At 71.1% G+C, this 26528-nt stretch carries 19 protein-coding genes; 11 read left to right on the forward strand and 8 right to left on the reverse strand.

Annotation, left to right across the window (positions count from 1 at the left end; all coding sequences use genetic code 11):
• Window positions 1–178: 178 nt before the first annotated feature.
• Window positions 179–2527, forward strand: a complete 2349-nt coding sequence (locus tag GTY96_RS10675; RefSeq protein ID WP_161664644.1) for an immune inhibitor A domain-containing protein — start codon at window positions 179–181, stop codon at window positions 2525–2527.
• Window positions 2528–2625: 98 nt separating this feature from the next.
• Here the strand turns inward: GTY96_RS10675 and GTY96_RS10680 are convergent, their stop codons facing one another.
• Together GTY96_RS10680 and mltG are read right to left on the reverse strand one after the other, a co-directional pair.
• Window positions 2626–4317: a sensor histidine kinase gene (locus tag GTY96_RS10680; protein ID WP_143901010.1), complete on the reverse strand. Its 1692-nt coding sequence runs from the start codon at window positions 4315–4317 to the stop codon at window positions 2626–2628.
• A 9-nt stretch (window positions 4318–4326) separates the two neighbouring features.
• Window positions 4327–5343 carry an endolytic transglycosylase MltG gene (mltG, locus tag GTY96_RS10685; RefSeq protein ID WP_143901012.1) on the reverse strand — a complete coding sequence of 339 codons (1017 nt, stop codon included), beginning with the start codon at window positions 5341–5343 and terminating at the stop codon, window positions 4327–4329.
• A gap of 408 nt (window positions 5344–5751) precedes the next feature.
• Here mltG and GTY96_RS10690 point away from each other — a divergent pair, with 408 nt between their 5' ends.
• Window positions 5752–6657, forward strand: a complete 906-nt coding sequence (locus GTY96_RS10690) for a LysR family transcriptional regulator (protein ID WP_143901014.1) — start codon at window positions 5752–5754, stop codon at window positions 6655–6657.
• Window positions 6658–6690: 33 nt separating this feature from the next.
• Here the strand turns inward: GTY96_RS10690 and GTY96_RS10695 are convergent, their stop codons facing one another.
• Window positions 6691–7608: a YeiH family protein gene (locus GTY96_RS10695; RefSeq protein ID WP_143901016.1), complete on the reverse strand. Its 918-nt coding sequence runs from the start codon at window positions 7606–7608 to the stop codon at window positions 6691–6693.
• A gap of 120 nt (window positions 7609–7728) precedes the next feature.
• Window positions 7729–8520 carry a type I methionyl aminopeptidase gene (gene map, locus GTY96_RS10700; RefSeq protein ID WP_143901018.1) on the reverse strand — a complete coding sequence of 264 codons (792 nt, stop codon included), beginning with the start codon at window positions 8518–8520 and terminating at the stop codon, window positions 7729–7731.
• 100 nt (window positions 8521–8620) lie between these two features.
• On the opposite strand from map, the gene GTY96_RS10705 reads away from it, so the two are divergent.
• A complete protein-coding gene (locus tag GTY96_RS10705) occupies window positions 8621–8905 on the forward strand; it encodes a LysR family transcriptional regulator (RefSeq protein ID WP_143901020.1) in 285 nt (94 codons plus the stop codon).
• A gap of 4 nt (window positions 8906–8909) precedes the next feature.
• Here the strand turns inward: GTY96_RS10705 and GTY96_RS10710 are convergent, their stop codons facing one another.
• Window positions 8910–11468, reverse strand: coding sequence for a DEAD/DEAH box helicase (locus GTY96_RS10710; RefSeq protein WP_143901022.1), 2559 nt, complete (start codon window positions 11466–11468; stop codon window positions 8910–8912).
• A gap of 164 nt (window positions 11469–11632) precedes the next feature.
• Here GTY96_RS10710 and GTY96_RS10715 point away from each other — a divergent pair, with 164 nt between their 5' ends.
• The 3 genes from GTY96_RS10715 (at window position 11633) to GTY96_RS10725 (ending at window position 15031) form a co-directional block, all read left to right on the forward strand.
• The gene (locus GTY96_RS10715; protein WP_161664645.1) at window positions 11633–13309 is read left to right on the forward strand and encodes a serine/threonine-protein kinase; all 1677 of its coding nucleotides are present in this window, start codon (window positions 11633–11635) and stop codon (window positions 13307–13309) included.
• A gap of 61 nt (window positions 13310–13370) precedes the next feature.
• Window positions 13371–14198 carry a hypothetical protein gene (locus tag GTY96_RS10720; protein ID WP_143901026.1) on the forward strand — a complete coding sequence of 276 codons (828 nt, stop codon included), beginning with the start codon at window positions 13371–13373 and terminating at the stop codon, window positions 14196–14198.
• A gap of 17 nt (window positions 14199–14215) precedes the next feature.
• Window positions 14216–15031, forward strand: a complete 816-nt coding sequence (locus GTY96_RS10725) for a hypothetical protein (protein ID WP_235685518.1) — start codon at window positions 14216–14218, stop codon at window positions 15029–15031.
• A 30-nt stretch (window positions 15032–15061) separates the two neighbouring features.
• On the opposite strand, the gene GTY96_RS10730 is transcribed toward GTY96_RS10725, so the two are convergent.
• Window positions 15062–17827, reverse strand: coding sequence for a bifunctional acetate--CoA ligase family protein/GNAT family N-acetyltransferase (locus GTY96_RS10730; protein ID WP_161664646.1), 2766 nt, complete (start codon window positions 17825–17827; stop codon window positions 15062–15064).
• 156 nt (window positions 17828–17983) lie between these two features.
• Complete coding sequence (locus tag GTY96_RS10735; RefSeq protein WP_143901030.1) at window positions 17984–18877, reverse strand: NmrA family NAD(P)-binding protein; 894 nt, start codon at window positions 18875–18877, stop codon at window positions 17984–17986.
• A gap of 81 nt (window positions 18878–18958) precedes the next feature.
• Between GTY96_RS10735 and GTY96_RS10740 the strand changes: the two genes are divergently transcribed.
• Window positions 18959–19960: a LysR family transcriptional regulator gene (locus tag GTY96_RS10740; RefSeq protein WP_235685519.1), complete on the forward strand. Its 1002-nt coding sequence runs from the start codon at window positions 18959–18961 to the stop codon at window positions 19958–19960.
• 79 nt (window positions 19961–20039) lie between these two features.
• The gene (locus tag GTY96_RS10745; protein WP_143901034.1) at window positions 20040–20657 is read left to right on the forward strand and encodes a DUF2378 family protein; all 618 of its coding nucleotides are present in this window, start codon (window positions 20040–20042) and stop codon (window positions 20655–20657) included.
• Here GTY96_RS10745 and GTY96_RS10750 read toward each other — a convergent pair.
• Window positions 20608–21453 carry a tRNA (5-methylaminomethyl-2-thiouridine)(34)-methyltransferase MnmD gene (locus tag GTY96_RS10750; RefSeq protein WP_143901036.1) on the reverse strand — a complete coding sequence of 282 codons (846 nt, stop codon included), beginning with the start codon at window positions 21451–21453 and terminating at the stop codon, window positions 20608–20610. The two genes, GTY96_RS10745 and GTY96_RS10750, sit on opposite strands and share 50 nt — an antisense overlap.
• Before the next feature lie 55 nt (window positions 21454–21508).
• On the opposite strand from GTY96_RS10750, the gene GTY96_RS10755 reads away from it, so the two are divergent.
• The 3 genes from GTY96_RS10755 (at window position 21509) to GTY96_RS10765 (ending at window position 26526) form a co-directional block, all read left to right on the forward strand.
• On the forward strand, window positions 21509–22498 hold the full coding sequence (locus GTY96_RS10755) for a hypothetical protein (protein ID WP_161664647.1): 990 nt from the start codon (window positions 21509–21511) through the stop codon (window positions 22496–22498).
• A complete protein-coding gene (locus tag GTY96_RS10760) occupies window positions 22495–23082 on the forward strand; it encodes a hypothetical protein (RefSeq protein ID WP_161664648.1) in 588 nt (195 codons plus the stop codon). Before GTY96_RS10755 ends, GTY96_RS10760 begins: the two co-directional genes overlap by 4 nt.
• Before the next feature lie 150 nt (window positions 23083–23232).
• The gene (locus GTY96_RS10765; protein WP_235685520.1) at window positions 23233–26526 is read left to right on the forward strand and encodes a Kelch repeat-containing protein; all 3294 of its coding nucleotides are present in this window, start codon (window positions 23233–23235) and stop codon (window positions 26524–26526) included.
• Window positions 26527–26528: the final 2 nt, after the last annotated feature.

Here is a 26528-nt window from a genome sequence, read left to right on the forward strand (position 1 = left end):
CCCTGCCCTCGCCCCTACCCATTCTTCGACTTCCGCCGTCCACCAACGGATCACCCGCTCCGTCCTTGCAGGAAAAATTTAATGTCCCCGTCTTCCAAAACTCCCATGTCTTCCACTAGAAACAGGGGCATCCCGGACCCGCCGGGATGCCCGTCTTCAACATCTTGAAGGAGTCGCCATGCGGAAACCCCCATCCTGGCTTGCGTGGAGCCTGCTCGCGCTCGCGGCGCCGTCGGCCTACGCGGAGCGTGCGTGGTACGAGAAGCCGCAGCCTGACGTCGCGCCGAAGACGAAGTCCTTGCGCGCCGCGGCGGAGGACATCTCCGACGACCTGCCCCACACGCTGGGCGAGCAGCAGAAGGAGCTCAAGGCCCAGGCGCTGAAGGAGCGCATCGAGGGCAACGTTCAGCCCGGCAAGGTGCACAAGCTGGCGAACGGCAAGTTCGTGGAGCTGGAGCTGGAGCGCACGGACCGCATCTTCGTGATCCTGGTGGAGTTCGGGACGCAGATCCACCCGGTGTTCGGCAACCCCACCACCAACCCGGGCGGCAACGTGCCCGGCCCGCTGCACAACGCGATCCCCGCGCCGAACCGCGCGGTGGACAACACCTCCATCTGGCAGCCGGACTACGACCGCGCGCACTTCGAGAAGCTGTACTTCGACGCGACGCCGGGCGCGGACTCGGTGGCCAACTTCTACCGGACCGCGTCGTCCGGGCGCTACACCGTGAACGGCGTGGTGTCCGAGTGGGTGAAGGTGCCGTACAACGAAGCCCGCTACGGCAACAACCTGTGCGGCAGCTCCAGCTGCTCCAACTCCATCTGGCCGCTCGTCAGCGACGCCATCAAGGTGTGGACGCAGGATCAGATCGCCGCTGGCAAGACGCCCGCGGAGATCAAGGCGTACCTGGACACGTTCGACACGTGGGACCGGTATGACTACGACGGCGACGGCGACTTCAACGAGCCGGACGGCTACATCGACCACTTCCAGATCGTCCACGCCGGCATGGGTGAGGAAGTGGGCGGCGGCGCGCAGGGCCCCAACGCCATCTGGAGCCACCGCTGGTTCGCCTACAGCACCGGCACGGGCCCGGACGGCCAGGGCCCGGCCTGGAACAAGCGCGGCGGCACGCGCTTCGCGGCCAACGTGGACAAGTGGGTGGGCGACTACACCATTCAGCCGGAGAACGGCGGCCTGGGCGTGTTCGCGCACGAGTACGGCCACGACCTGGGTCTGCCGGACCACTACGACACGACGAACGCGGCGGACAACGGGACGGGCTTCTGGACCATCATGTCGTCCGGTTCGTACCTGAACGACGGCACGACGGACATCGGCAGCCGGCCGGGTGACTTCTTCGCCTGGGACAAGCTGCAGCTGGGCTGGCTGGACTACGCCACCACGAGCGCGGGCCTGTACTCGTACCACAAGCTGGGCCCCGCGGAGGTGACGTCGCAGAACGCGAAGCAGGCGCTGCTGGTGAAGCTGCCCGGCAAGCCCCGCCCGCAGCCCACCACCGCGCCCTTCGAGGGGCAGTTCGCGTGGCAGGGCGGCCAGGGCAACAACCTGGATCGCGTGCTCGTGAAGACGGTGAAGCTGCCGAACAAGACGCCCATCACGTTCTCGTTCCAGACGTGGTTCGACATCGAGGAGGACTGGGACTACGCCTACGTCGCGCTGTCGGTGGAGGGCGGCCCGTTCGTCAACCTGCCCAGCGCGGTGAGCCGGGCCACGAACCCCTATGGCAACAACCTGGGCAACGGCATCACCGGCACGTCCAACGGTTGGACGCCGCTGGAGTTCGACCTGTCCGCCCACGCGGGCAAGACGGTCACGCTGAAGATCCGCTACAAGACGGATAGCGCGGAGTTCGGCAAGGGCTTCCTGGTCGACTACTTCCAGCTGTGGGCGAAGAACAAGTACGTCTTCGGTGATGACGCGGAGTGGGGCGCCAAGTGGTGGGACGAGAGCACGTTCTTCCCCACGGACGGCACCAACACCTTCTACGATCACTACTACCTGGCCGAGTGGCGTCAGTTCCGCGGCTACGACGAGACGCTGGAGACGGGCCCGTACAACTACGGGTTCAGCGCGGACGGCCTGCCCAAGTACGCGGAGCGCTACGCCTACAACCCCGGCCTGCTGGTCACCTACTGGGACACGTCCATGAGCGACAACCGCGTGTCCGTGCACCCGGGTGAGGGCCGCATCCTACCCATCGACGCGCGCCCGGTGCCCCTGCAGCTCACCAACGGCCGCTTCTGGTCCGGCCGCGTGCAGACGCACGACGCGACGTTCGGCCTGCAGCCCAGCTTCCCGCTGTCGCTCAAGCCCAACGGCCTGCCGCGCGAGGAGTACCCGTCGCAGCCCGCGGTGCCGGTGTTCAACGACACCAACACCTTCTGGTACGCCGCGCAGCCGTACGCCGGCGTGAAGGTGCCGCCCACGGGCACCATCATCGAGGTCCTGAGCGAGAACAAGAACCAGACCGTGATGCAGGTCCAGGTGCGCCCGGTCGAGTGAGCGCCTGACGAAGGTCGCTGATGCTTGAAGGAGGCCGGCTTCCGCTTCGACGCGGGGCCGGCCTCCGGTCGTTTCCGGGGGCCGTCACGGGCCAGCGCTCACGCCTTCGCGAGCGGCAGCTCCACGCCGAACGTCGCGCCCTCCCCCAGGCAGCTCTCCAGGGACACGCGCCCGCCCTCCGCCTCCACGATGGTGCGGGTGAGGTAGAGCCCCAGGCCCAGGCCGCCGTAGTGGCGCTCGGACACCGCGCGGCCGTAGCGCTCGAAGAGGCGGGGGCGCTGCTCCGGCGAGATGCCGATACCGCCATCGCGCACGGTGAGCCGCGCCACCGGCCCCTCCACCGCGAGCCGCACGGACACCGGCGTGCCCGCGCCGTACTTGAGGGCGTTGTCCAGCAGGTGATCCAACACCTGCGCCAGTCGCGCGCGGTCGAAGCAGCCGCGCACCGACTCCGGGGCGTCCACGCTGAAGTCGCAGTGCTCCAGGGCGAAGCGCGGCGCGAACCGCTCGGACACGTCGCGCACCAGGGCCGCGACGTCCACCTCCTCGCGCTGGAGGCGGAAGGTCCCGGCGCTGATGCGGGAGACGTCCAGCAGGTCGTTCATCAGCTCCGTGAGCCGGCGGACCTGGCGGTGCCCCACCTCCACATGGGATGCGATGATGGGCGCGAGCGGTGAATCCGGGTGCGACTTCAACGCGCGTGTGAGCGCCTGGAGCTTCAGGCTCAGCGGCGTCAGCGGCGTCTTCAGCTCGTGGCTCGCGACGGACAGGAACTCGTCGCGCAGGCGGACGGCCTCGCGCGCGCCTTGGAGCAGCCGCGCGTTGTCCACCGCGAGCGCGGCCAGGTTCGCCAGCTCCTGGGCGAACTGGCGGTCCTCGTCGCCGTAGCGGCGGCCGGACGTGGTGCTCAGGAAGGACAGCGCGCCCAGGATCTGACCGCGGGCCATCAACGGCACGGTGAGCAGCGACCGCGGGCCCACCCGCCGCAACAGCTCCAGGTGCTGCGCGTCCTGCGCCAACGCCTGCATCAGCGCGTCGGTGACGTCGGACGCGACGGTGGCATGTCCGGTCGCGAGCGCCACCGCGGGGGGAGAGACGGGCCGGTCGAGAGACACCGGCGACAGCTGCCGCAAGGCGAACGCGAGCGGCGCCTGGGAGGCGTCCGCCGTCACCACCTGGGCCCGCTCGAAGTGTCCGTTGGGATGCAGCACGTCCACGATGCACCAATCCGCGAGCGCCGAAACGGACAGGTTCGCGAGCGAGGCCAGCGTGGTGGAGGCATCCATCGACGACGAGAACAGCTCGCCCGCCCGCGCGAGGAACGCGGCCCGCTCCTCGCCCAGCGCCTGGGCGTGGATGTCCACGCAGGTGCCCACCCACTCGCGCACGGCGCCGTCCGGCCCCAGCACCGGCGCGCCCCGGGCGAGCATCCACACGTACGCGCCATCCGCGCGGCGCAGCCGGTAGCGCGCGCAGAAGGGCGCCCGGGCGGCCACGGCCTTCTCCCACGCGGACCACGCCCCCGCCCGGTCATCCGGATGCACCGCCTGGAGCCAGCCCTGGTGCCGCATCTGCTCCGGCGTCTGTCCGGTGAAGGCCTTCCACGACGGCAGCAGCGCATCCGCTTCGTCGCGCGCGGGGTTCGACCAGGCGACCTGCGCCGCCGTGGCGAGCAGCAGGCGGAGCCGCTCCGACTCCTCGCGCAACTGGTCGAGCTCCGCCCGCGTCACGGCCTCCATCCCTTCAGGCGGCACGGCGGAACGCTGGGCATCCGAACCAAGGGACGTCATCGCGAGGACTCAATACACGTTGTACTTGGCGCGAAGCGCCTCGTGCTCCTGCGCGTTGCGCGACGGGTGCAGGACCCGCTGCGCGTCATGCAGGTAGTACCAGAAGTCGCTCTTCACCGGCCGCAGCGCGGCGAGCAGCGAGTCCACCGTGGGCGCCCCGATGGGGCCGGGCGGCAGGCCCGCGCGGGTGCGCGAGTTCCATGGGTCCGAGTTGTCGCGCAGCCGCTTGAGGAACGCCTTGCGGTCATTCCACTCGGCGAGCTCGTAGCGGCTGGTCGCGTCCACGCCCAGGGGGAAGCCCTTGTCCACGCGCTTCCAGAGGATGCCCGCGACGAGCGCGCGCTGCGACGGCACCGGCTCCTCGCGCTCCAGCATGGAGGCCATCACGACGATGTCGTGCAGGGACCGGCCGCTCTTCGCGATCTCCTCCTGGTGCGCGTCGTAGAAACGGGCGCGGAAGGTGTCGATCTGCCGCTGGATGAAGGCGTCCACGCGGAAGTTGTCCGCGATGATCCCGTACGTCTCCGGGTAGAGGTAGCCCTCCAGGCCGCGCGACGGCAGCGGGAACGGCGCGGTGAAGTGCTCCGGATGGGTGGCCGCGGCGATGTAGTCACCCGGCTTGATCAACCCCTGCGAGGCGAGCATCTGGTCGGTGTCGCGCAGGCGCCAGCCCTCGATCATCGCGAAGGGCACGTCCTCCGGCAGCGGCGAGCCTTCCAGCGCGGTGGCCAGCTCCTCCACGGAGGCGGTGGGGCTCAGCAGGAAGCGGCCCGCCTTCACGTTGAGGCTGCCCCGGCGCCACAGGTGGAAGCGCCACACCGTGGCGTTGTCCAGGAAGCCCTGGGCCTGGAGCTGCTGCCCCAGGGAGCGCGCGGACGCGCCCTTCTTCACGATGAATTCCTTCGGCGCGGGATCCGCCGCGGGGTGCGGCGCCACGGTGGCCTTCTGGAGGGACACGAACACTCCGCCCACGCCCGCGACCGCCAGGACGCCGAGCACGAGGAGCGCGACGAGGATCTTCTTCATGGGGCGGCAAACTATCACCGGCCCTGACGGTGCCAACGGGAACCGCCAGCCGCGCGGCCGAGCAGGCGGGCGCAGGCGCCCTCTTCTCAACACCCCCCGAGAAGGCCCCCCTCACCTCCAGGCGGAGGACCGGACCGCCTGCTCCGCACCCAAGAGATATACCCAGGGTCGCGGCGCCGTCCCTCCACCGAAAGGCGCGGGCCTCTTCGAGGATAGGCGCACGCCGCGGCGGCCCGGCCCACGGCCACTCGCGCCTGATGCCCGTTTCAGCGGTCCCGCCCGCCGCCGTGGAGGAGACGGTGAGCCTCCGGGGGTCCCTGGTGGGAACCGGACAGCCTGGATTCCGCGCGCGGCCGGCCGTCATGTGAGGCGGGTGGGCCCTGGACCGGGCGCGAGTAGGATGGGGGCTTGTTCGTCGATCCCCGCCGGCTCGAAACGTTCCGTGTCGTCGCCACGACCGGACAGATCTCCGCGGCCTCCCGGCTGCTCCACCTGTCACAGCCAGCGGTCACGGCGCAGGTCCGGCAGCTGGAGGCCGATTGCGGCCAGCCGCTCCTCGTGCGCACCGCGAGGGGTGTGCGGTTGAACGCGGCGGGGCGCGTCCTCTTCGACTACGCGCAGCGCATCCATGGGCTGCTCGATGAGGCGGCGCTCGCCATCGCGGCGGAAGAAACGCTCACCGGGGAGCTGGTGCTGGCGGCCAGCACGACCATCGCCAGCGACATCGTGCCGGGCCTCCTGGCCTCGTTCCTTCGCACGCACCGGGACCTCCAGGTCCGGTTGGAGGTCGGCAACACGCGGGAGGTGTTGTCCTGGCTGGCGGAGGGCCGGGTGCCGCTCGGGCTGGTGGAGGGGCACGCACGGGCGCCGCGGATCCGCCTGGAGCGCTACCTCGACGACGAGCTGCTCCCCGTGGTCGCGGCGCGGGGGCCGGCGGAGTGGCTGCGCATCCGCACGCTCGAAGCGCTGCGAGGGGTGCCGCTGCTCTGGAGGGAGCCGGGCTCGGGCACGCGCGCGGTGCTGGAGCGGGCCTTGCGCAAGGCGGGCGTGCGCAAGGGGCCGCGGCCGGGCGACCTCCAGTTGGGGAGCACGGAGGCCATCAAGAAGGCCGTCGCGCTGGGCCTGGGCGTGGCGCTGCTGTCCCGCTGGAGCATCCACGAGGAGCTGTCCCTGGGCCGCCTCCAGGTGTTGCCCGTGCCCGGCTTGCGCGTCCCCCGCGTCTTCTCCTGGGCCCTGCCCGTGGACGAGCCCTCCGGCGTCGCGGGGCGCTTCCTCCGCCACGCTCGCGCCACGCCGCCCGTGCTGTTGCCTTGAGGGTCCCCCATCCCCGGTGACCGGGCGCGCGGTTCAGGACACCCAGCCCAGGAGCAGCCCCCCCAGGCACAGGCCGGCCATGAGCAACCACAGCAGCACCGCCTGCGCGAGCGGCCGGAGCCCCACGGCGCGCAGCGTGTCGCGCGTCAGCCCCGCGCCCAGCAGGAAGAGCGTCACGACGAGCACCTGCCGCGCGACGGCCGCCACGCCCTGCCCCACCGGAGCGAGCGAGGGGAAGACCGTCACCAGCGCCGCCGCGCCAAGAAACCCGGCGATGAACCACGGTCGGCGCACCTTGCCCGTCACCGCGTTCCCCTTGCGCCGCTGCCACGCCGCGAGCCCCAGCGTCAGCGGGAGGATCCACAGGGCGCGCGCGAGCTTCACCGGCGTCGCCACCGCGAGGGCCTCCGGGCCATAGCGCAGCGCCGCGCCCACCACGGAGCTGGTGTCGTGGATGGCCATCGCGCACCACAGCCCGAACTGGTGCGGCGTCAGCCCCACCGCGTGGCCCACGGCGGGGAAGACGAACAGCGCCACCGCGTTGAGCAGGAACACCGTCCCCAGGGCCACGGACGTCTCGTGCTCCTTCGGCCGCAGCACCGGCACCACCGCGGCGATGGCGCTCCCGCCGCAGATGGCCGTCCCGACGCTGATGAGCAGTCCCGTCACGCGCGGAACCCGCAGCAGCCGGGCAAGCCCCACCCCCACCGCCAGGCACAGCGCGATGCCCACCACCGTGTAGCCCAGCCCTTCACGCCCCGCCGTGAGGACCGTGCGCAGGTCCATGCCCGCGCCCAGCCCGACCACCGCCAGGGACAGCAACCGGGGCGTGAGTCCGCGCGTCCGCGCCGCGAACGGATTGCCCACCGTCATCGCGACGCACAGCCCCGCGAGCAGCGCCGCGCCCGTGGAGACCTGGGGCAGCAGGCACGCCGCCGCGCCCAGCGGCACCAGGACGTGTCCGGGGGTCCATGACCGTACCCGGGCGACAGGGAGAGGAGGAGGAAGTGCCATGCGCGAAGAGATGCGCGCGGACCGCCCCGTCCACCAGATGGCAGAAGCGATGGGCCATCAGCTTTCCGGATACCTCCCGGAGACCCGCAGGTTCAGCTCGCTCGGGGTGAGGACTTCACAGCCATCGCGGGTGACGAGCACGGTGTGCTCGAACTGGGCGGACAGGCTGCCGTCCGCGGTCACGACGGTCCACCCGTCCGGCATCATCCGGATGTCCGGCCGCCCCAGGTTCACCATGGGCTCGATGGTGATGACCATCCCCGAGCGCAGCGTGATGCCCGTGCCCGCCCTCGCGACGTGCGGCACGTGTGGCTCGCCGTGCATCCGCCGGCCGATGCCGTGCCCGCCGAACTCCTCCACCACGCTGCACCCCTCCGCCTTCGCCAGCGCCATCACCGCCGCGCCAATGTCCCCCAGCCGCGCGCCGTGCCGCACCACCGCCACGCCCGCGTCCCGGCACCGCCGCGCCACGTCCACCACGTGCTTCGCGTCGGCGGACACCTCGCCGATGAGGAACGTGGCGGATGTATCGCCGTGGAAGCCGTCCAGGCACGTCGTCACGTCCACGTTCACGATGTCCCCGGGCTTCAGGTGCTCATCCGGACGCGGGATGCCGTGGCACACGACGTGGTTGCGGCTGGTGCACACCGTGGCGGGAAAGCCCTTGTAGCCCAGCTGGCTGGGCGTGCCGCCCCGCCGTGCCGTGTCCTCGCGAACCCACGCGTCGATGTCCGCCGTCGTCACGCCCGGCTGGAGCCTGCCAGCCACGTGCTCCAGCGTGCCCGCCGCCGCGCGCCCCGCGAGCCGCAGCCGCTCCACTTCACTGCCCTTGAAGAGAGGAATGCCCATGCCGGGCAAGGTGGCATCCGCTCCTTCGAAACGTCCAATGCTGTTCTGGCATCGCCCTGCCCCGTGCACGGCCCGCGGGTCCCGCGCTAACCTCGCGCGCGTGAGCATCACGCACCTCCAATCCTTCATCGCGGTGGCGGAAGAAGGCCACGTGGGCCGGGCCGCGCGCCGGCTGCACCTCACGCAGCCCCCGCTCAGCCGTCACATCCTCGCCCTGGAGGACGAGCTGGGCACGCCCCTCTTCGAGCGCGTCCCCCGGGGCATGCGCCTGCTGCCCACCGGAGAGGCCCTGCTCCAGCACGCGCGCCGCATCCTCGCGGAGGTGGACGCCGCGACGCGCACCGTGCGCGAGGCGGCCCGGGACCCGAAGCCGCCTCCCGCCTGACGGCCTACGACCAGGCGCTCATGCCGCCAATGCGGCGCAGCATCAGGATGGGGCCGTCGTCCATGCGCCGGCCGCGCAGATCGATCTCACAGTCGATGACCCAGTCCCCATGGCCCTCCGGGTCCATGATGCGCTGCTGCGCCTCCCACTGACGGGTGCCGGTCTCCTTGAGCTGGGTGTTCGCCGGCTTGCGCGCTTGCGGGGTGAGCACCACCAGCTTGTGCTCCTCGAAGTACGGCGCCATCGCCTGCTCCAGCTTCGGAGCCGTCCACTCGCCCAGCGCGTTGTCCAGCATGCCCAGCGCGTCCAGGAAGCGGCGCTGCCCCAGCGCGCGCAGCAGCCGGTGCAGCTCCTCGCGCACGCGGGCGGCGAAGGCGCGCGGGTCCTCGGTGAGCTCCTTGGGCTTGAGGTCCACCACCGGCTTGGCCTCGACGGGCGCCTCCGGGTTGCGCATCCGCTCCCACTCGTCCAGGAGGCTGGAGTCCACCTGACGCAGCGTCGCGCGCAGGTGGTCGATGATGTCGTCCAGGTCCTCGTTGCGGAACTTCTCCGGCACCGTCTGCACCAGCGACTTGTAGACGTCCCCCACGTAGCGCAGCAGCACGCCCTCGCTGCGCTGCAGGCCGTACTCCCGCACGTAGTCGTGGAAGGACATGAAGCGCTCGAACATGTCCCGGACGATGGACTTGGGCCGGATGTTCTCCTCGCCCACCCACGGGTGCTTGCGCGCGAACGCGTTGAACGTGCCGTAGACGAACTCGCGGTTGGGCTTGGGCCACTCCAGCTTCTCCAGCTCCTCCATCCGGTCGTCGTACTCGACGCCCCGCGCCTTCATCTCCTGGATCTTCTCCCCCTTGAGCTGGTGCAGCTGCGCGTACAGCACCACGTCCGGGTTCTCCAGGATGGACTCCACCAGCGTGACGACGTCCAACGCGTACGTCTCCAGCGTGGGATCCAGCAGCTCCAGCGTCTCGTGCAGGTACAGGGACAGCGTGTGGTTGAGGCTGAAGTCGCGCTGCAGCTCCTCCGCGACCTCCACCGTCGCGGAGCGCTTCTCCCACTGCACCACCTTCACGATGCCGGCGTCGCGCAGCGTGCGGAAGTACATCGCCGCGTCCTTCAGGAGCCGCCGCTTCGTGTAGTCGGAGTTGTGCGAGCGCATCACCAGCTGCACCAGCCGCCGGTAGCCCCCGCTGCCCTCCGTCTTGTCGCTCTGGAGCAGGTTGAGCAGCAGGCCGTGGCTCACCTCGAAGCGCGACTCCAGCGGCTCCGGCAGGCCATTCTGGAGGCGGTCGAAGGTGCTCTTGTCGTACTGCACGAAGCCCTTCTGCGGCGGCTTCGCCTTGGGCGACTTCTTCTTGCCCGCGGCCTCCTTCGCGGCCTGGCGGATGTTCTCGATCATGTACTCCGGGGCCTGCGCCACCACGCTGCCCTCGGTGTCGAAGCCCTTGCGGCCCGCGCGGCCGGCGATCTGCTTGAAGTCGCGCACGCTCAGCGTCGAGAGCTTCTCCCCGTTGAACTTGAACAGCTGCGTGAAGAGCACCGTGCGGATGGGGATGTTCACGCCCACGCCCAGCGTGTCCGTGCCGCTGATGACCTTGAGCAGGCCCTGCTGCGCCAGCTTCTCCACCAGCAGCCGGTACTTGGGCAGCAGGCCCGCGTGGTGCATGCCGATGCCGTGGCGCAGGAAGCGCTGGAAGTCCTTGCCGTAGGGCGTGTCGAAGGGGGCGTCCATCAGCGCCTGGCGGATCTCCTCCTTCTCCTCCTTGGTGTTGAAGTCCACGGACATCAGGTTCTGCGCCTGCTCGGCCGCGGCCCGCTGCGTGAAGTTCACCAGGTAGACGGGGTACTTCCCGCGCGCGATGAGGTCCTGGATGGTCTCGTGCAGCGGCACCTCGCGGTAGTCGAAGTCCAGCGGCACGGGGCGCTCGGAGCTGCGCACCGTGGCGACCTCGCGGCCGGTGAGCTTCTCCAGGCTCTGCTCGATGACGTGCGTGTCCCCCAGGGTGGCGGACATCAACAGGAACTGCGTGTGGGGCAGGGCCAGCAGCGGAATCTGCCAGGCCACGCCGCGCTCCTTGTCGGAGTAGTAATGGAACTCGTCCATCACCACCGCGTCCACGCGCGCGGACGCGTCCCGGAGCGCCAGGTTCGCGAGGATCTCCGCCGTGCAGCAGAGGATGGGCGCCTCGCGGTTGATGCTCGCGTCGCCCGTCAGCATGCCCACGTTCTCCGGGCCGAACGCCTTGGAGAGCGCGAAGAACTTCTCGTTCACCAGCGCCTTGATGGGGCACGTGTAGAACGACACCTTGCCCTCGGCCATGGCCTTGAAGTGGAGCGCCATGGCCACCAGCGACTTGCCGGAGCCCGTGGGCGTCTTGAGGAACAGGTGCTTGTCGCTCAAGAGCTCCAGGATGGCTTCCTCCTGGGCGGAATACAGGCTCAGCCCGTTCGTGGCCACGTAGCCCACGAAGCGGTTGAGGATTTCATCGGCGTCGAGACGGGGCTCGCCGGGCTTCGGCAACAGGGCGGCGAGAGGAGCGCTTGATTCGGAGGAGGCCATCGCCGGGGAACTCTAGGACGTGGCATGCGCGCCCAACTGGAAAATTGCGACTCGCCCTCTCAGAACCTGCGATTCGCGACGTTTTCGCACGACCCGTGGGGGAAGGAGGGGCCCGGGTGCTTTCCAATCGTGTCGGCCCGGTTTAGTAGGAATTTGGACCGCCGATGCAAAAGCCTACCGAACCCACCTCCGCGCAATCCGAACCGCTGACGACGGGCCGGGTCCTCCGTGGGACGTATGAGATTGGCACCGTGCTGGGCAAGGGAGGCATGGGCGCCGTGTTCCTGGCCCGGCACCTGCGCCTCCCGGGCAAGCAGGTGGCCGTCAAGGTGCTGCACGGCGTGGAGGCGCTGTCGGAGGAGGTCGCGGTGCGCTTCCGGCGCGAGGCGGAGATCGCCTCCCGGCTGGGGCACCCGAACATCGTGGAGGTGCTGGACTTCGACACGCTGGAGGACGGCACGCCCTTCATGGTGATGGAGTACCTGCGCGGTGAGGGGCTGTCGCGGCGGCTGCGCAAGCAGAAGCAGCTGCCCCTGGAGGAGGTCTTCTCCATCTCCCGGCAGATGGGCGCGGCGCTCCAGGCGGCGCACCGCGCGGGCGTGGTGCACCGCGACCTGAAGCCAGGCAACGTGTTCCTCGTGCCCACCGAAGCCGGCGGCGTGGTGGGCGAGCGCGTGAAGCTGCTCGACTTCGGCATCTCCAAGCTCGTCGACTCGCGCACGGTGCAGACGCTGGACTCGGTGCTGATGGGGACGCCGCAGTACATGGCGCCCGAGCAGGCCATGGGCCACAACAGCGACGTGGACGCGCGCACGGACCTCTTCGCGTTCGGCTGCATGGTCTACGAGATGCTCGCCGGCCGGCCCCCCTACTCCGGCGACAACATCGCGGAGCTCATCTATCAAATCGTCCACCTGGAGCCCGCGCCCCTGCTGACGCTGGCCCCGCAGACACCGCCGCACGTGGTGACGGCCATCTCGCGCGCGATGGCGAAGAAGCCCGCGGACCGCTACCCGGACGTGGGCGCGTTCATCCTGGAGTTGACGGGCAGCCCGCTGCAGTCGCTCGGGGAGCCGAAGCAGGAGCGCCCCCGGACCGCCTCCGACGGCCCCACGCCAATGCATCCCCGCCCGCTCCCCCAGGAGCACATCCCCACCGTGGGCATGCGGCCCCACGCGGGCAGCGATGATGCGGCGCCGCAGGCCCCCGCCAGTCCCCGGACGGAGTCACTTCCCGCGCAGCCCCTGTCCCGCGCCCGGCCGAAGTGGCCGGTCGCCGTCGCCGTGGGCGTGGCGGTCATCGTCGCCTTCTCCGCCGCCTTCTTCTGGAAGCGCCCGGTCGCGGCTCCGGCCGTGGCCGGACAGGCCCCGGTGGTTCCGGTGAAGCCCGCCGACCCGCCGCCCGCCGTGGCCGTGACCCCGCCCCCGGAGGACCCGACGAAGCCGGTGGATCCGCCGCCGGCCATGGAGCCCGAGGGCCAGCCGCCGACCGTCGATGCCCAGCCGTCACAGCAGCCCACCGAGCCAGCGGAGGCTCCCACCGTCGCCGTCAAGGGCAAGCCCCAGGGAGCCCGGGGCGCCCCCGAGTCGATGCCCGACAGCGTCCGCGAGGACCTGGCCGCGGCGCAGCGGGCGCTGGACGCGTCGAACACGGCGGAAGCACTGCGTCACATCCGGCGGAGCCAGCGGACGAAAATCACCGGCGCGTCGTACGCGCTGCTCACCCGCGTGTATTGCCAGCAGCACGACCTGGCGAACGCGCGGGCACAATGGACCCGGGTTCCGGCAACGGAGCGTCCAAGGGTCCGACAATACTGTGCGAAGTACGAAATCGACCTCTGAAGGGTCGTCCCGGGCGCGCGGAACGCTGCTTCCAGCGTCCCTGCCCATTCAAGGAGTGGCCGTGAGAGTTCTATTGGCAGTGAGCATCGTGGCGTTGTCCCTGGGGTGTTCCCGGGGCCTTCGGCCCGACAGCCCCGTGGCGGGCACGAAGCCCACCGTGGGCAAGGTGTATTCCAACGAGGCCGGCGAGCAGGTCACCGTCATCGCGCTGGAGCCCGCCGACGCGCACAAGGCGCTGGTGGCCTTCGAAGGCACCCAGGGTGAGCTGGACGGCAAGGTCCTGGTCGCCCACGTCAGCCGCGACCGGGGCATGGAGTACTGGACCCAGTGGCGCGGCCGCCGGCAGCGCTTCGTCACCGTGAACGACCGGGGCGGCTATGAGGACCTGGTCCTCAGCGCCGTGAACCACACGGGCTACACGCACCTGAAGCCGGACACGGGGAAGACCGCGGCGCTGAAGGTGGAGAAGGTCTTCGCGCGCTACGCGGACCAGGAGGGCGACAAGAAGTACCAGGCCCTGCTCGCGTTCGACCGCAAGTTCTGGACCCAGCAGGCGGAGGCCCAGCTGACGGAGGCGCTGACCGAGACGAACAAGGCCTGCGGCACGAAGCTGTCCTCCACCGTGGCCTGGGACTCCATCACCGACGAGCTCATCAACGAGATGTCCTTCGGCAGCTACTGCGCGGGCCCCCTGGAGTCGCTCCAGAAGCTGTGCGAGCGCTCCGATGAGGCGAAGCGCACCATCCAGCAGAAGGTCCAGACGGTGGAGTGCCGGGTGGACCCCAAGGCCGCGCTGAAGCTGGAGGCCCAGAAGATCATCTGGTCCGTGACGAACGGCGAGACGATCCAGCCCGACGCCACCACCGCCTACTTCACCGACACCCTCTAGAACGAAAGCCCACTGACATGACACTTCGACGCATGGTCATCGCCCTGGGGCTCGTCCTGGCCCCGCAAGCCGCGCTCGCGCTGGATCCGCCCTGGGGGAAGGAAGAGAAGCTGCGTGAGCGCATGGTGCTGGAGTCCACCAAGGTGTGCACGGACGGCAAGGGCCACTACACCGTCCTCGTGCCGCAGACGCCGGAGCACGACGGAGAGCTGTACTACGGCGACGGCAAGACGTTCATGCAGGTGGCCCCCGTGGGCTACCCCAACGCCACGCAGGGCGACTTCTTCGAGCCCCGCTTCTTCAACGCCAAGGCCAACGAGAGCTTCCGCGGCGTGGACTACCGGGTGGTCTCCGCCCTGCGGCTGAGCGAGGACGCCAAGACATGCACGCTGAGCTGCGGGGACCGCACCCTGCCGCAGCAGCCGGTGGCCGCGGAGCAGGCGAAGGAGCTCCTGCGCAAGTCCACCTTCACCCCCAGCCCGATGAAGTTCCAGCCGTACGCGCTGCTGCGGGACGACAAGGGCACGTACTACCTGGTGGAGCGCGGCCTGGGCACGGACAACAAGAGCTTCCGCATCTTCACGGGCCAGCGCGGCCAGGTGAAGCCGCAGAAGATGCTCAACGTCGTCACCGACTCGCAGGGAGAGATCTTCTCCACGCAGGGCGGCGACCTGCGCCTCGTGGTGGACCGCGAGGAGCCGTCCTTCTGGGTCGTGAAGAGCAAGCGCCAGAAGCTGCGCGCCGTGCCGGTGGGTGAGAACCTGCCCTTCATCTACAACGAGCTGGGCGTCTACACGGGCGCGCGGCTGGGCACGCCCTGCGACGACGTGTAGCGCCTCGGGGACGCACCGCCCCGGGCACGGTCAGCCGAGCACCTTCACGGCCTTGACCATGTCCGGGGCGAGCTCCGTGTCCTCCACGAGGGTGAACCCCAGCTTCTTGCTGACGGCCTGCATGGCGCGGTTGCGCGTGAGGATGTCCGCGACGATGCGGCGCAGGCCCCAGTCCCGGCCAATGTCCACGAGCCGCCGGAGCAGCTCCGTTCCCAGGCCCAGCCGCTGCGCCGGGTCGCTGACGGTGATGGCGAACTCCGCGTCCTTCGTGCCGCGCAGGCGCGTGAGCCGGCCCACCGCCAGAATCTCCCCCGAGCCCTTCAAGTCCGGCGAGCGCCGCTCCGCGACGAGCGCCATCTCCCGCGCGTAGTCGTTGAAGCAGATGCGCGCCAGCCGCTCGTGGGCCACGCGCTGGCTGAGCTTCATCAGGCCCGCGTAGCGCATGAACACCGTCTGCTCCGACAGGGCCTGATGGAAGCGCCCCATGGCGGGCTCGTCCTCCGGACGGATGGGCCGCACCATCAGCTGCTCGCCGTTCTTCAGCGTGAGCCACTGCGCGTACTGGTACGGGTACGGCTCGATGGCGAGCCCCGGCAGCTCCGCGGCGGTGACGCCCGGCGGGTGCAGCACCACGCGGGCATCCAGCGCGACGATGCGCTCCCCGGAGACGAGCAGCGGGTTGATGTCCAGCTCGCGAATGAAGCGCTGCTCCACCACCAGCTGGCTGAAGCGCACCATCAGCCGCTCCAGCGCGCCCAGGTCCACCGGGGCCTGGCCGCGCACGCCCTTGAGCGCCTGATGGATGCGCGTGCGCTCCATCATCCGCCGCGCCAGGGTGGTGTTGAGGGGTGGCAGCCCGAGCGCCCGGTCCTGGAACACCTCCACCAGCGTGCCGCCCGCGCCGAAGAGCAGCACCGGCCCGAACTGCGCGTCCAGGCTGCTGCCCAGGATGAGCTCGTAGCCGTCCCGCTTCGCCATGGGCTGCACGGTGACGCCGTGGAACGCGTCCGACAGGCCCCGCTCCGCGAGCGCGTCGCGGATGGCGCGGTACGCCTGGCGCACCTGGGCCTCGTCGCGCAGGTCCAGGCGCACGCCGCCCACGTCCGTCTTGTGCGTCACCGTGAGCGAGTGCAGCTTGAGCACCACGGGGAAGCCCAGCCCGCGGGCCTTCTCCAGGGCCTCGTCCTCGGAGGTGGCGAGCCACGTCTCCACGGTGGGGATGCCGTAGGTGGCCAGCAGGCGCTTGGACTCGTATTCGGACAGGAGGGTGCGGCCGGCGGCGCGGGCCTCGTCCACCAGGGCGCGCGCCACGTCGCGGCCCCCGCCGGTGGGCTCCTCCGCCAGGGTGGGCGTTTCATAGAGCCCGGCGAGGTTGTCCGAATAGCGCCACATGAAGTTGAAGACGCGCGCGGCGGTGTCCGGGTAGCTGAAGGTCGGGATGCCCGCGTCATTGAGGATGCGCTCGCCCGCGGCGACCTCGGAGCCACCCATCCAGCTCGCGAGCACGGGCTTGCCCGGCAGCTTCGCGTAGCCCTTGAGGCGATCCGCCGTCTGGGTGGGCTCGGTCATGTCCTGCGGGGTGAGGATGACGAGCAGGCCGTCGCTGTTGGGGTCCGCGCCGGTGGTCTCCAGGGCCTTCGCGTAGCGCTCCGCGTCCGCGTCCCCCAGGATGTCCACCGGGTTGGCGTGACTCCACGGGGGCGGCAGGAAGCCGTCCAGCCGCGCGCGGGTGGTGTCGGACAGCACGGCCAGCTCCCCGCCTCCGGAGACGAGCGCGTCGGTGGCGAGCACGGCGGGGCCGCCCGCGTTGGTGAGCAGCGTGAGCCTGCGGCCGGAGGGCCGGGGCTGGCGGGCCAGCACCTCCGCCATGTGGAACAGGTCCTCGATGGAGTCCACGCGCAGGACGCCCGCGCGGCGGAAGGCGGCGCTCAGCACCTCGTCGCTGCCGGCGAGCGTGCCGGTGTGGGACGCGGCGGCCTGCGCGGCCTGCGCGGTGCGGCCGGCCTTGATGACGATGATGGGCTTGGTGAGGGCCACCTCGCGCGCGGCGGAGAGGAACGCGCGCGCGTCGCCGATGGACTCCATGTAGATGAGGATGGAGCGCGTCATCGGATCATCCGCGAGGTAGTCGATGAGGTCGCCCCACCCCACGTCCAGCATGGAGCCCACGGACACGAAGGCGCTGAAGCCCACGGCTTCGCGCAGGCTCCAGTCGAGGATGGAGGTGAGCAGCGCGCCGGACTGGCTGATGAAGGCCACGTTTCCGGGCCGGGCCATGCCCTTCGCGAACGTGGCGTTGAAGCCGCCCGTGGGGCGCATCACGCCCAGGCAGTTGGGCCCGATGATGCGCAGGTTCGCGCCCTGCGCGAGGCGGAGCACCTCCTGCTCCAGCTTGACGCCCTCCGACCCGGTCTCCTTGAAGCCCGCGGAGAGGATGATGGCGCCCTTGACGCCGACCTCCGCGCACTCGCGGATGATGTCCGGCACCGACGCCGCGGGCGTGACGATGACGGCCAGGTCCACGGCCTCCGGCAGCGCGCGCACGGACGGCCACGCCTTGATGCCGAGCACGTTGGGGCGCCGCGGGTTGACGGGGTAGACGGTGCCGCCGAACGGGCTGCTGATGAGGTTCCAGAGCACGGTGCGGCCCACGCTGCCGGCGCGCTCGCTCGCCCCCACCACCGCGACGCTCCTGGGCGCGAAGAGGACCTCCAGCGGATGGCGCGTGCGCTGGTGGAGCAGGTCGATGGAGGGGTCCGTCCGGGCCGGGGGGCTGGCGGGGCGCTGCTCGTCCATGGTGCGCTCTTCTGCGGTGGGGGCCATTCCGGATCAATTTCCGGACGGTCCCCATCGTGCACCAGTTGGAAGGAAGAGGACGGGAGGGGGGAGGGTCCCCTGTCCGGTTCCGAATCCGGGCGGACGGCCGGACGCGCCGCCGTCCCCGCGCTCTGACTACGACGCGCGGGCCTGCTCCACCACCGGCTTGAGCACGGCGCCGGCGAACTCCGCCAGCGTGGTGGGCGTGGTCGTGTCCAGGGAGCGCGGCTCGGACGCATCCATGCGGCCTTCCTTGATGGCGCCGTACATCTCCGTGAGCGTGTCCGCCATCCAGCCCGGCAGGCCCGCGCCCGTCATTCCGTGGCGCAGGTCCTCCAGCCCCACCTGCACGTACTTCACGGGCTGCCCCAGCACCTGCGTGAGGATGCGGGCCACCTCGGGATAGGTGAGGTCCTTGGGCCCGTGCACGCCCACGTAGCGGTGGCCCTTCCACGACGCGTCCGTCAGGACCTCCGCGGCCTTGCTCGCGATGTCCGCCGCGGCCACCATCGGGAAGGCCCGCTCCGGCGACATGACGCTGTAGAGCGCGCCCGCCTTCGCCAGGCCGTGCACGTCGCGCAGCAGGTTCTCCATGAAGAAGCCCGCCCGCAGGCTGGTGACATGGGGCGCCGCCGCCTGGAAGGCCTCCTCGATGGGCTTGAGCGTGGACACCGGGCCCGTGCCCGCGCCGTTCTGCGCGCCCACGCTGGAGAGCACCACCACGCGCTGCACGCCGTGCGCCTTCACCGCGGCCGCCGCCTGCCGGGCCGCGTCCGTCGCCCAGGTGAAGAAGTCCGGCCGGGCCGGCGGGGGCGACAGCCAGAACAGCGCCTCCGCGCCCTTGAGCGCCGCGTCCAGCGTGGCCTTCTCGTCGATGGAGCCCTTCACCACCGCCGCGCCCAGCTTCGCCAGGTCCGCCACCTTCCCTGGATCGCGGGCGATGATCGTGACCTTCCGGCCCGCCTTCAGCAGCTTCTGCACGAGGGGACGGCCGATGTTGCCATTCGGGGTGTTGATGACGATGGACATGGGGTGCCTCCAGCGACAGCGAGATGGCACCACAGTGCCCCCCGGCACATCATGAGGCCACTGCATGCTATGCATGTCTCCATGCGCCGCGTTCATGAAACCCCGACGCCTCCCCCCGCCGAGGTGGACCTCACCGGCATCAACCTCAACCTGATGGTGGCGCTGGACGCGCTGCTCAGGGAGGCCCACGTCACCCGCGCCGCGGCCCGCGTGGGCCTCACCCAGTCCGCGATGAGCCACGCGCTCGCGCAGCTTCGGGCGCTGCTGGGTGACGCGCTCCTCATCCGGGGCCGGGGCGGCATGGTGCTGACGCCGCGCGCGGAGCAGCTCGCCGCGCCGCTGCGGCGGGGGCTGGCGGAGCTGCAGCGCGCCCTGCGCAACGAGCCCCCCTTCGAGCCCGCCACCGCGTCGCGCCGCTTCACCGTGGCCACGCGCGACTACTTCGGCTCGGTGCTCCTGCCCGGAGCGCTGGAGCTGCTGGGCCGCGAGGCGCCCGGCGTGGACCTGTCGGTGCGGCACGTGGAGAGCAGCACCTTCCCCGCGCTCCTGGAGACCGGCGAGGTGGACCTGGTCGTCGTCACGCCGCCCGTGGAGTCCGGGCCCGGCCTGCGCCAGCAGAAGCTGTTCACCGAGGACTTCGTCTGCGTGGTGCGCAAGGACCACCCGGCCGTGCGCCGGACATTGGACCTGGACACCTACCTGAAGCTCTCCCACGTCCTCATCAGCCCGCGCGGCGACGGCGTGGGCGCGGTGGACGTGGCCCTGGCGCAACGCGGCCTGCCCCCGCGCCGCATCGCGCTGCGCGTGCCCTACTTCCTCATCGCGCCCCTGGTCGTGACGCGCTCCGACCACGTCCTCACCGCGCCCCGCCGCCTTATCGCCGCGTTCAGCGAGACCTATCCACTCCAGGTCCTGGCCCCGCCCCTGCCCATCCCCCCCTTCGACATCATCCAGGTCTGGCACGAGCGCTTCGACGGGGACCCCGCGCACCAGTGGCTGCGGGGACTCGTGGCGCGAGCCGTCGGACTGAGGTCGGAAAACACCCGGAGTTCACGACGGGTGCGGCGCGCGAGCGCTTCCTGACACTCGAGAATCGCGACACTGAACGTCAGTACACAGGTGGGGGAGCATCGCATGGGGGGCATCGTGTAGGGTGCGCCCCATGAATCCTGAGAAGCTTGTCTTCGCGCAGACCGTCGAAGCGCTCTTCGTCCGAGCGCTGGAGAACCGACTGACGCCCGCGTGCCGCGAGCACCTGAAGAGGGCCGGACTGGACCTCGACCGCAAGCTGGAGCGCGCCTATTCGCTGGAGCAGTGGCGGGAGTTCCTGCGGATCGCCGCCGGCCACGTCTATGGCGGCGTGCCCGCGGAGGCCGCGTACTACTCCCTGGGCGAGCGCTTCATGGATGCCTACTTCGGCACCTTCTTTGGCCGCGCGCTGCTGGGCGTGGGCCGGCTGGCCGGTCCCCGGAGGCTGCTGCTGCGCGCGGACCTGGGCTTTCGCGCCGGCAACAACTTCAGTGAAATCAAAATCGTGGAGCGCGGCGCGACAGCGTTGGAGCTCTGGATGAACGACGTGCTGGCGGACCAGCCGACGTTCGCGGCGGGCCTGCTGGCGCGGGCGGTGGAGCTGTGCGGGGGCTGGCGGGTGGTGGCGCTGCCGGAGGAGTTCGACGGCACCGCGGCGACGTTCCACCTGCGCTGGAGCGAGGCCCCCGCCGAGTCGGCGCTCAACGCCACTGAGGATGGGTCCTCAGGCGACGCTCGACCTCAGGCGTGAGGGTGGCCCCATGGGGCGCCCGGGAGGAGGAGCGCTCCCAGCGCTCGAGCCACCGGGACCCCAGCGGGGTGGTCAGGGATTCCCAGCGGGTCGAGGCCACGGTGGTCTCCCCCTTGGTGCCGGTGGAGACGCCGGCCCCCACGAAGAACCCCGCGAGCAGCAGCGTGACGCGGGTGGGCGTGGCGGCGCTGTAGGTCATCAGCAGGGCGCCCTCCCCGTCCTCTCGGCAGTGGCGGCGCACCCGGGCGAGCACGGCTTCGGTCCACATGTCCGGGTTGGACGCCGGCGAGAACGGATCGAAGAAGACGAGGTCGGCCGTGGGCAGGGCCCCCTCCAGGTACGGCACCGCGTCCCCCAGGTGGAGGGTCCACTGGAGGCCGGGCTCCTCCCAGGTGCCGTGGCGCATGAGGGCTTCGGCGGCCGGGCGGAAGGGCTGGAGGAAGGGGAAGCCCTCCGCGTCCGCGAGGGCCAGGCGCAGCGGGGCCAGGTCCACCTCGAAGCTGACGACATGCAGGTCGCGGGCGCGCTCCGGGCCCAGCTCCCGGGCGCGGGTGAGCGCGGCGACGGCGTTGGTGGCGGCGCCCAGGCCCACGTCGTGGATGACGAGCGGCGGCCCCGGCTGGCGCAGGCGGTCCGCGAGGCCGGGTTGATCCACGTAGAGGCGCAGGGCCTCCTGCCAGGGCCCCACTGCGGGGTGCATGACCTCCCCGTGGCCCAGGTGCCGCACGGCGCGGTGGCCGTTGCGGAGGGTGACGAGCTCGAAGTCGCCGTCGCGCGGGTGGGAGGGCTCGGACATGGGACGTGAGGCTCCTGGCCTGGAAGGGACGCGTGGGAAAGGATGGGTCCCTAGCATGACGATTCCAGGGCAGGAACATCGCGGCGGGCTCCACGGGGAGGACGTCCGTCACGGGGAGGCGCACTTCGCGGGGGGCCGGGTGCGGCTGTCGCTCCGGGTGGATGCGCACACGCGGGCCATCCTGGCGGCGGCCTGGGAGGCGCCGGCCAGCGTGGACGCGGGGCACCCCCTGGCGGCGTGCCTGGAGTCGCTGTGCCAGAACGCGGTGGGCATCGGGGTGGACCAGTTCCTGCGCTTCGACGACTTCCATCTGCGCGCGGGCTGTCCGGAGGGGCTGGAGGCGACGGAGGAGGCAGGACTCGCGGTGCGGGTGTTCCGCTCCGCCTTCAGCCAGTTCCATCCCCGGGCCACCGGGCCCGCGTACCTGTCCAGCGGGCTGGTGCTGGCGAAGCTGCCCCACGGCACCCGGGCGGACTGGGAGGAGCCCGGGTTCTACTTCGCGCACTACTACCGCGAGGAGCTGTGGTCGGCGGCGGTGGAGGAGGCACGCCAGGGCGGCGTGCTGGGGCCGCGCGCGGCGTGCGCGTACATCGACGCGCTGCTGGCGAAGGCCGACGACACGGTGGAGCTGGACTGGCCCGTGCAAGAAGGCGCGGCGACCTGGGACTGGCTGACGCGCGTCTGCCTGCCTTCGGTGGCGGGGGGCGCGGAGCGGGCGCGGCGCCTGCTGGAAGGCGGCTATGGCGGCGCGAGCGGCACGGGGAGCTTTCCGTTCGGCCACCTGGACGGTGGCCCGTGGCATCCGCCGGAGGGCCTGCCCGAGCCACGGGGCGTGGGACACGCGGAGTTCATCATCGGGGACCTGGAGCACCTGCTGCCGGAGCTGCCCCGGGGCGGCATCCTGCTGGCCGCGCCCCGCTGGATGGCGGTGGGACAGACGCCGGATTCGCCAACGGTGCGCAGGGCCGGAATCACAGCCGCGGAGGCCGGAGGGTTCGGCCTGTTCAACGCGGCGGCGCACGAAATGGATGAAGCGGATGATTGAGCGCGGGCGTCAACGCGCATCGTCTCGGGGGGGCCATGACGCCCGAACGCGGTGACAGCGTGGTCGACGTGCTTCGGCGTCTGGGATTCGCGGCCATCGCCCGGGATGGGAGCGGAGGCCAGACTGTCATGGTCAGCCTGCCCTGTTTCGCCACGGGGACACCGCCCGTCGTCGGCTATCGCGACGCAGTGATTCTCCGGGAGACGCCTGACGGCTGGAGGGTCCTGCCGGTGCAGATGCTGGAGCGCCACTTCGGGACCTTCGAAGCGGCGGTCGAATCCATGCGCGATTGTCTGGAGCTCACCCGCACGGTGGACCTGCTGAAGGCGCGGGGCTTCCATGCGCGCCGGCACCGGGACTTCGGCGAAGACACCCTCCTCGTCAGTCTTCCCACCCAGCGGGCCCGTGATCCGCGAAACATCCAGGGGTGGCTCAAGACGCTGCGTCTTCGACGGGAGCAGGCGGATCGGTGGATTGTTTCAACCGACACACAGGAGCCACGCGAAGCCGAGGCCGTGGTCTTCTCCAGCCTCGACGCCGCGGCCACCTTCCTCCGCGAGCAGCTCACGCCGCCAGCCCCTTGAGGATCCGGGGCCGCTGAGCAATCCCAGAGGATTTTTTCACGCGTTGCCCATCCACCCGACGCACTGATAAGCCCCGCCCGAGATTGTTCACGTCGAGCTGGTCCCGGACGTTCGCGTTCGCGCCAGCCCTCGCGGCTCGGAGTTCGTTCGATGCGATCAAAGCGCGCGGTCCTTGGCAGGCTCTTGATGCTTTTCGCGGGCCTGGGCCTGCTGTCGTGTGGCGGCAATGAGCGCCCGGTCGCGGAGGGCGCCCGCACCGCGCACTCCCGGCTGGCCGCGGCACCGGCCTGGTACGCCACCACCCCCATGACCGTGGAGAGGGCCCAGCACGCCGCGGTCCTGCTTCCTGACGGAAAGCTCCTGGTCATCGCGGGCGTCAACACGACCGGGTTCGTGACCACGGCGGAGCTCCTGGATCCGGCCACCGGCACCTGGTCCTCCGCGGGCAGTCCCGGGATCACGGGCAACGTCACCGAGGCCGTGCTGCTTCCCAGCGGCAAGGTGCTGGCGATGACCGACGGCTCGCTGTCGGGCCGCATCTACGACCCCGCCACGGGCACCTGGTCCACCACTGGCGACATGGCGCGGACCCGCTTCCTCCCCACCCTCACGCTGCTGAACTCGGGGAAGGTCCTGGTCGCGGGCGGAGGCAACGGCGTCAACCGGCTCGCGACGGCCGAGCTGTACGATCCCACCACCAACACCTTCACGCCCACCGGCTCCATGAGCGTGGGCCGGGGTGCGCACATGGCCACGCTGCTGCGCGACGGGCGGGTGCTCGCGGTGAGCGGAATCAATGAGCTTGGCGAGGTGCCGGGCGCCGAGATCTATGACCCCGCGACCGGCACCTGGTCCAGCGCCGCGCCCCTGCTGGTCGGCCGGCACTACTCCACCAGCACCCTCCTCCCGGATGGCCGCGTCCTCGTCGCGGGCGGTTTCGCCTCGGGCGGCGCGACGGCGCAGTCGGAGCTCTATGACCCGGTGGCCAACACCTGGACGGCCACGGGCAGCCTCGCGTTCGCGCGCTCGAGCCACATGGCCACGCTGCTCCCCAATGGCAGGGTGCTCGTCACCGGTGGAGCCATCAGCGGGGCCGCTCCCGAGCGCGAGGCGGAGCTCTACGATCCCGCGACCGGAGTGTGGACCCCCGCGGGCACGATGCTCACCGGCCGTGAGAACCACACCGCGACGCTGCTGCCCTCCGGGAAGGTGTTCGTCGCGGGCGGATCCGCCCGGACGCCCGTGCTCGGCTTCTTCGCGACCACGGAGGTCTACGACCCCGCCGTCAGCGCGTGGTCCCCCGCCGGCGCCATGGGGACGCCCCGGACCGATCCCCTGATGGCCCTGCTGCCCTCGGGCCAGGTGCTCGTCGCGACGGGCCGCGGTCTCTTCGGGTCGTCGAGCGCCGCGGAGCTGTATGACCGCGCGAGCAACACCTGGACCGCCCTGCCCGCGCTCGACACTCCGCGCGAGCGCGCCACCGCGACCGTGCTTCGCTCGGGACAGGTGCTGATCGCGGGCGGCCGGCAGCTGAGCACCTCGACCGCCTCCGCGCAGCGCTTCGACCCCGCCACCCACACCTGGCTTTCCACCGCGCCGCTGCTGGCGCCGCGGCACCTCCACACCGCCACGGTCCTCCCCGACGGCCGGGTGCTCGTGGCCGGAGGTCAGCGCAACACGACCGCGCTGAACACCGCGGAGCTGTACACGCCCGACACCGACACGTGGAGCGTGGCGGCCCCGAGCGCCTTCACCCGCGCCGGGCATCGCGCCGTGCTGCTGTCCAACGGCAAGGTGTTCATCGTTGGCGGCCATGATGACGGCGGCGCGGCGCTGGCCACCACCGAGTTGTACGACCCCGTCTCCAACCTCTGGACGCCCGCGGCCGGCCTCGCCGTGGCCCGGGATGAGCTGACGCTGACGCTGCTGCCGTCGGGCCAGGTGCTCGCGGCGGGCGGCATCGCGGGCGGCATCGAGCTGACGTCCACGGAGCTCTACGACCCCGGCACCAACACCTGGGTGGCCGTGGGTCCGCTCGCGCAGCCGCGCTGGCTGCACAGCGCCGCGCTGACCTCCTCCGGCAAGGTGCTGGTCGCGGGCGGCCTGACCCTGGCGGGCGAGTATTCCGACACGGCGGAGGTCTACGACCCCCTCCTGCGCGCCTGGACCACCGTCGCCACCCCCACCACGCGTGGCGGGCTCTCCTCGCTCGCGCTGCCCTCGGGCGAGGTCCTCGTCGTGGGTGGCATGAGCGCGCCCGACGCGGAGCTGTTCGACGACACCGGCGCGCAGCCCGCGTGGAGGCCGACGGTGACCCGCCCGGCGACCCTCGTCGCCGCCTGCCCGACCGTGCTGGAAGGCCTGCTGTTCCGGGGCATCTCCGGCGCGAGCAGCGGCAACAGCACCGACTCTCCGACCGACTTCCCCCTGGTGCGCCTGAGCGCCGCCGAGGGCGGACGCCTCTGGACGCTCCCCAGCAGCGACACCTCCGCCACCCGCGCGACCGTGACCGTCCCCGCGGGCGTCCCGCTGGGCACCTACGGGCTCACCGTCCTCGCCAACGCCATCCCCGGCGGGCGCACGGTGCAGGTCGTCGCGAACCAGGCGCCCACCGCGCCGGACCAGACCGCCGCCACGCAGAAGGACACGGCCGTGGCCGTGACGCTGGGGGGCAGCGACCCGGATGCCGGTCAGGTGTTGACCTGGACCGTCGTGACGCCGCCCCAGCACGGCACGCTGAGCGGAACGCCCCCCGCCCTCACGTACACGCCCGCGCCGGGCTACACGGGCACCGACACCTTCGCGTTCCGGGTCAGGGACTGCCTCCAGGACAGCAACGTCGCCACCGTGACCCTCACCATCACGGAAGGCGCGCCCCCCACCCTCTCCTGCCCCGCGGATGTCACCGCCGAGGCGACGGGGCCGGACGGAGCGCTCGTGAGCTACGATCCCGCGGTGCCCAACCCGGCGGGCCTGCCGGTGAGCTACTCGCAGGACTCGGGGACGCGCTTCCCGCTCGGAGCGACGACCGTCACGGCCACGCTCCCGGCCAGCGGCGTGTCGTGCACGTTCCGAGTGACCGTGCGGGACACCACGCCGCCCGCCTTGACCTGTCCGGCGAACGTGACGGTGGCGCCGGGGGAGCCGGTGACGTTCACGCCCTCGGCCACGGACGCGGTGACGGCTTCGCCGTCCGTGACGTCCTCGCCCGCGTCGGGCAGCACCTTCTCGCCGGGCGCCACGCAAGTCACCGTCACCGCCACGGATGACGCCGGCAACTCCGCGCAGTGCACGTTCCAGGTCCGTGTCCAGGCGGAGGTGGTGGAGATCGCGGGCGGCGGTTGTGACAGCAGCGGCGGCAGCGCTTCCGCGCTGGCCATCCTCGTCGTGCTGGCGGCATGGAGCGGTTCGCGCCGCCGCCAGAACCCGGCGCGGGGGAACTGACC

This window comes from Corallococcus silvisoli (assembly GCF_009909145.1).
GTDB lineage: Bacteria > Myxococcota > Myxococcia > Myxococcales > Myxococcaceae > Corallococcus > Corallococcus silvisoli.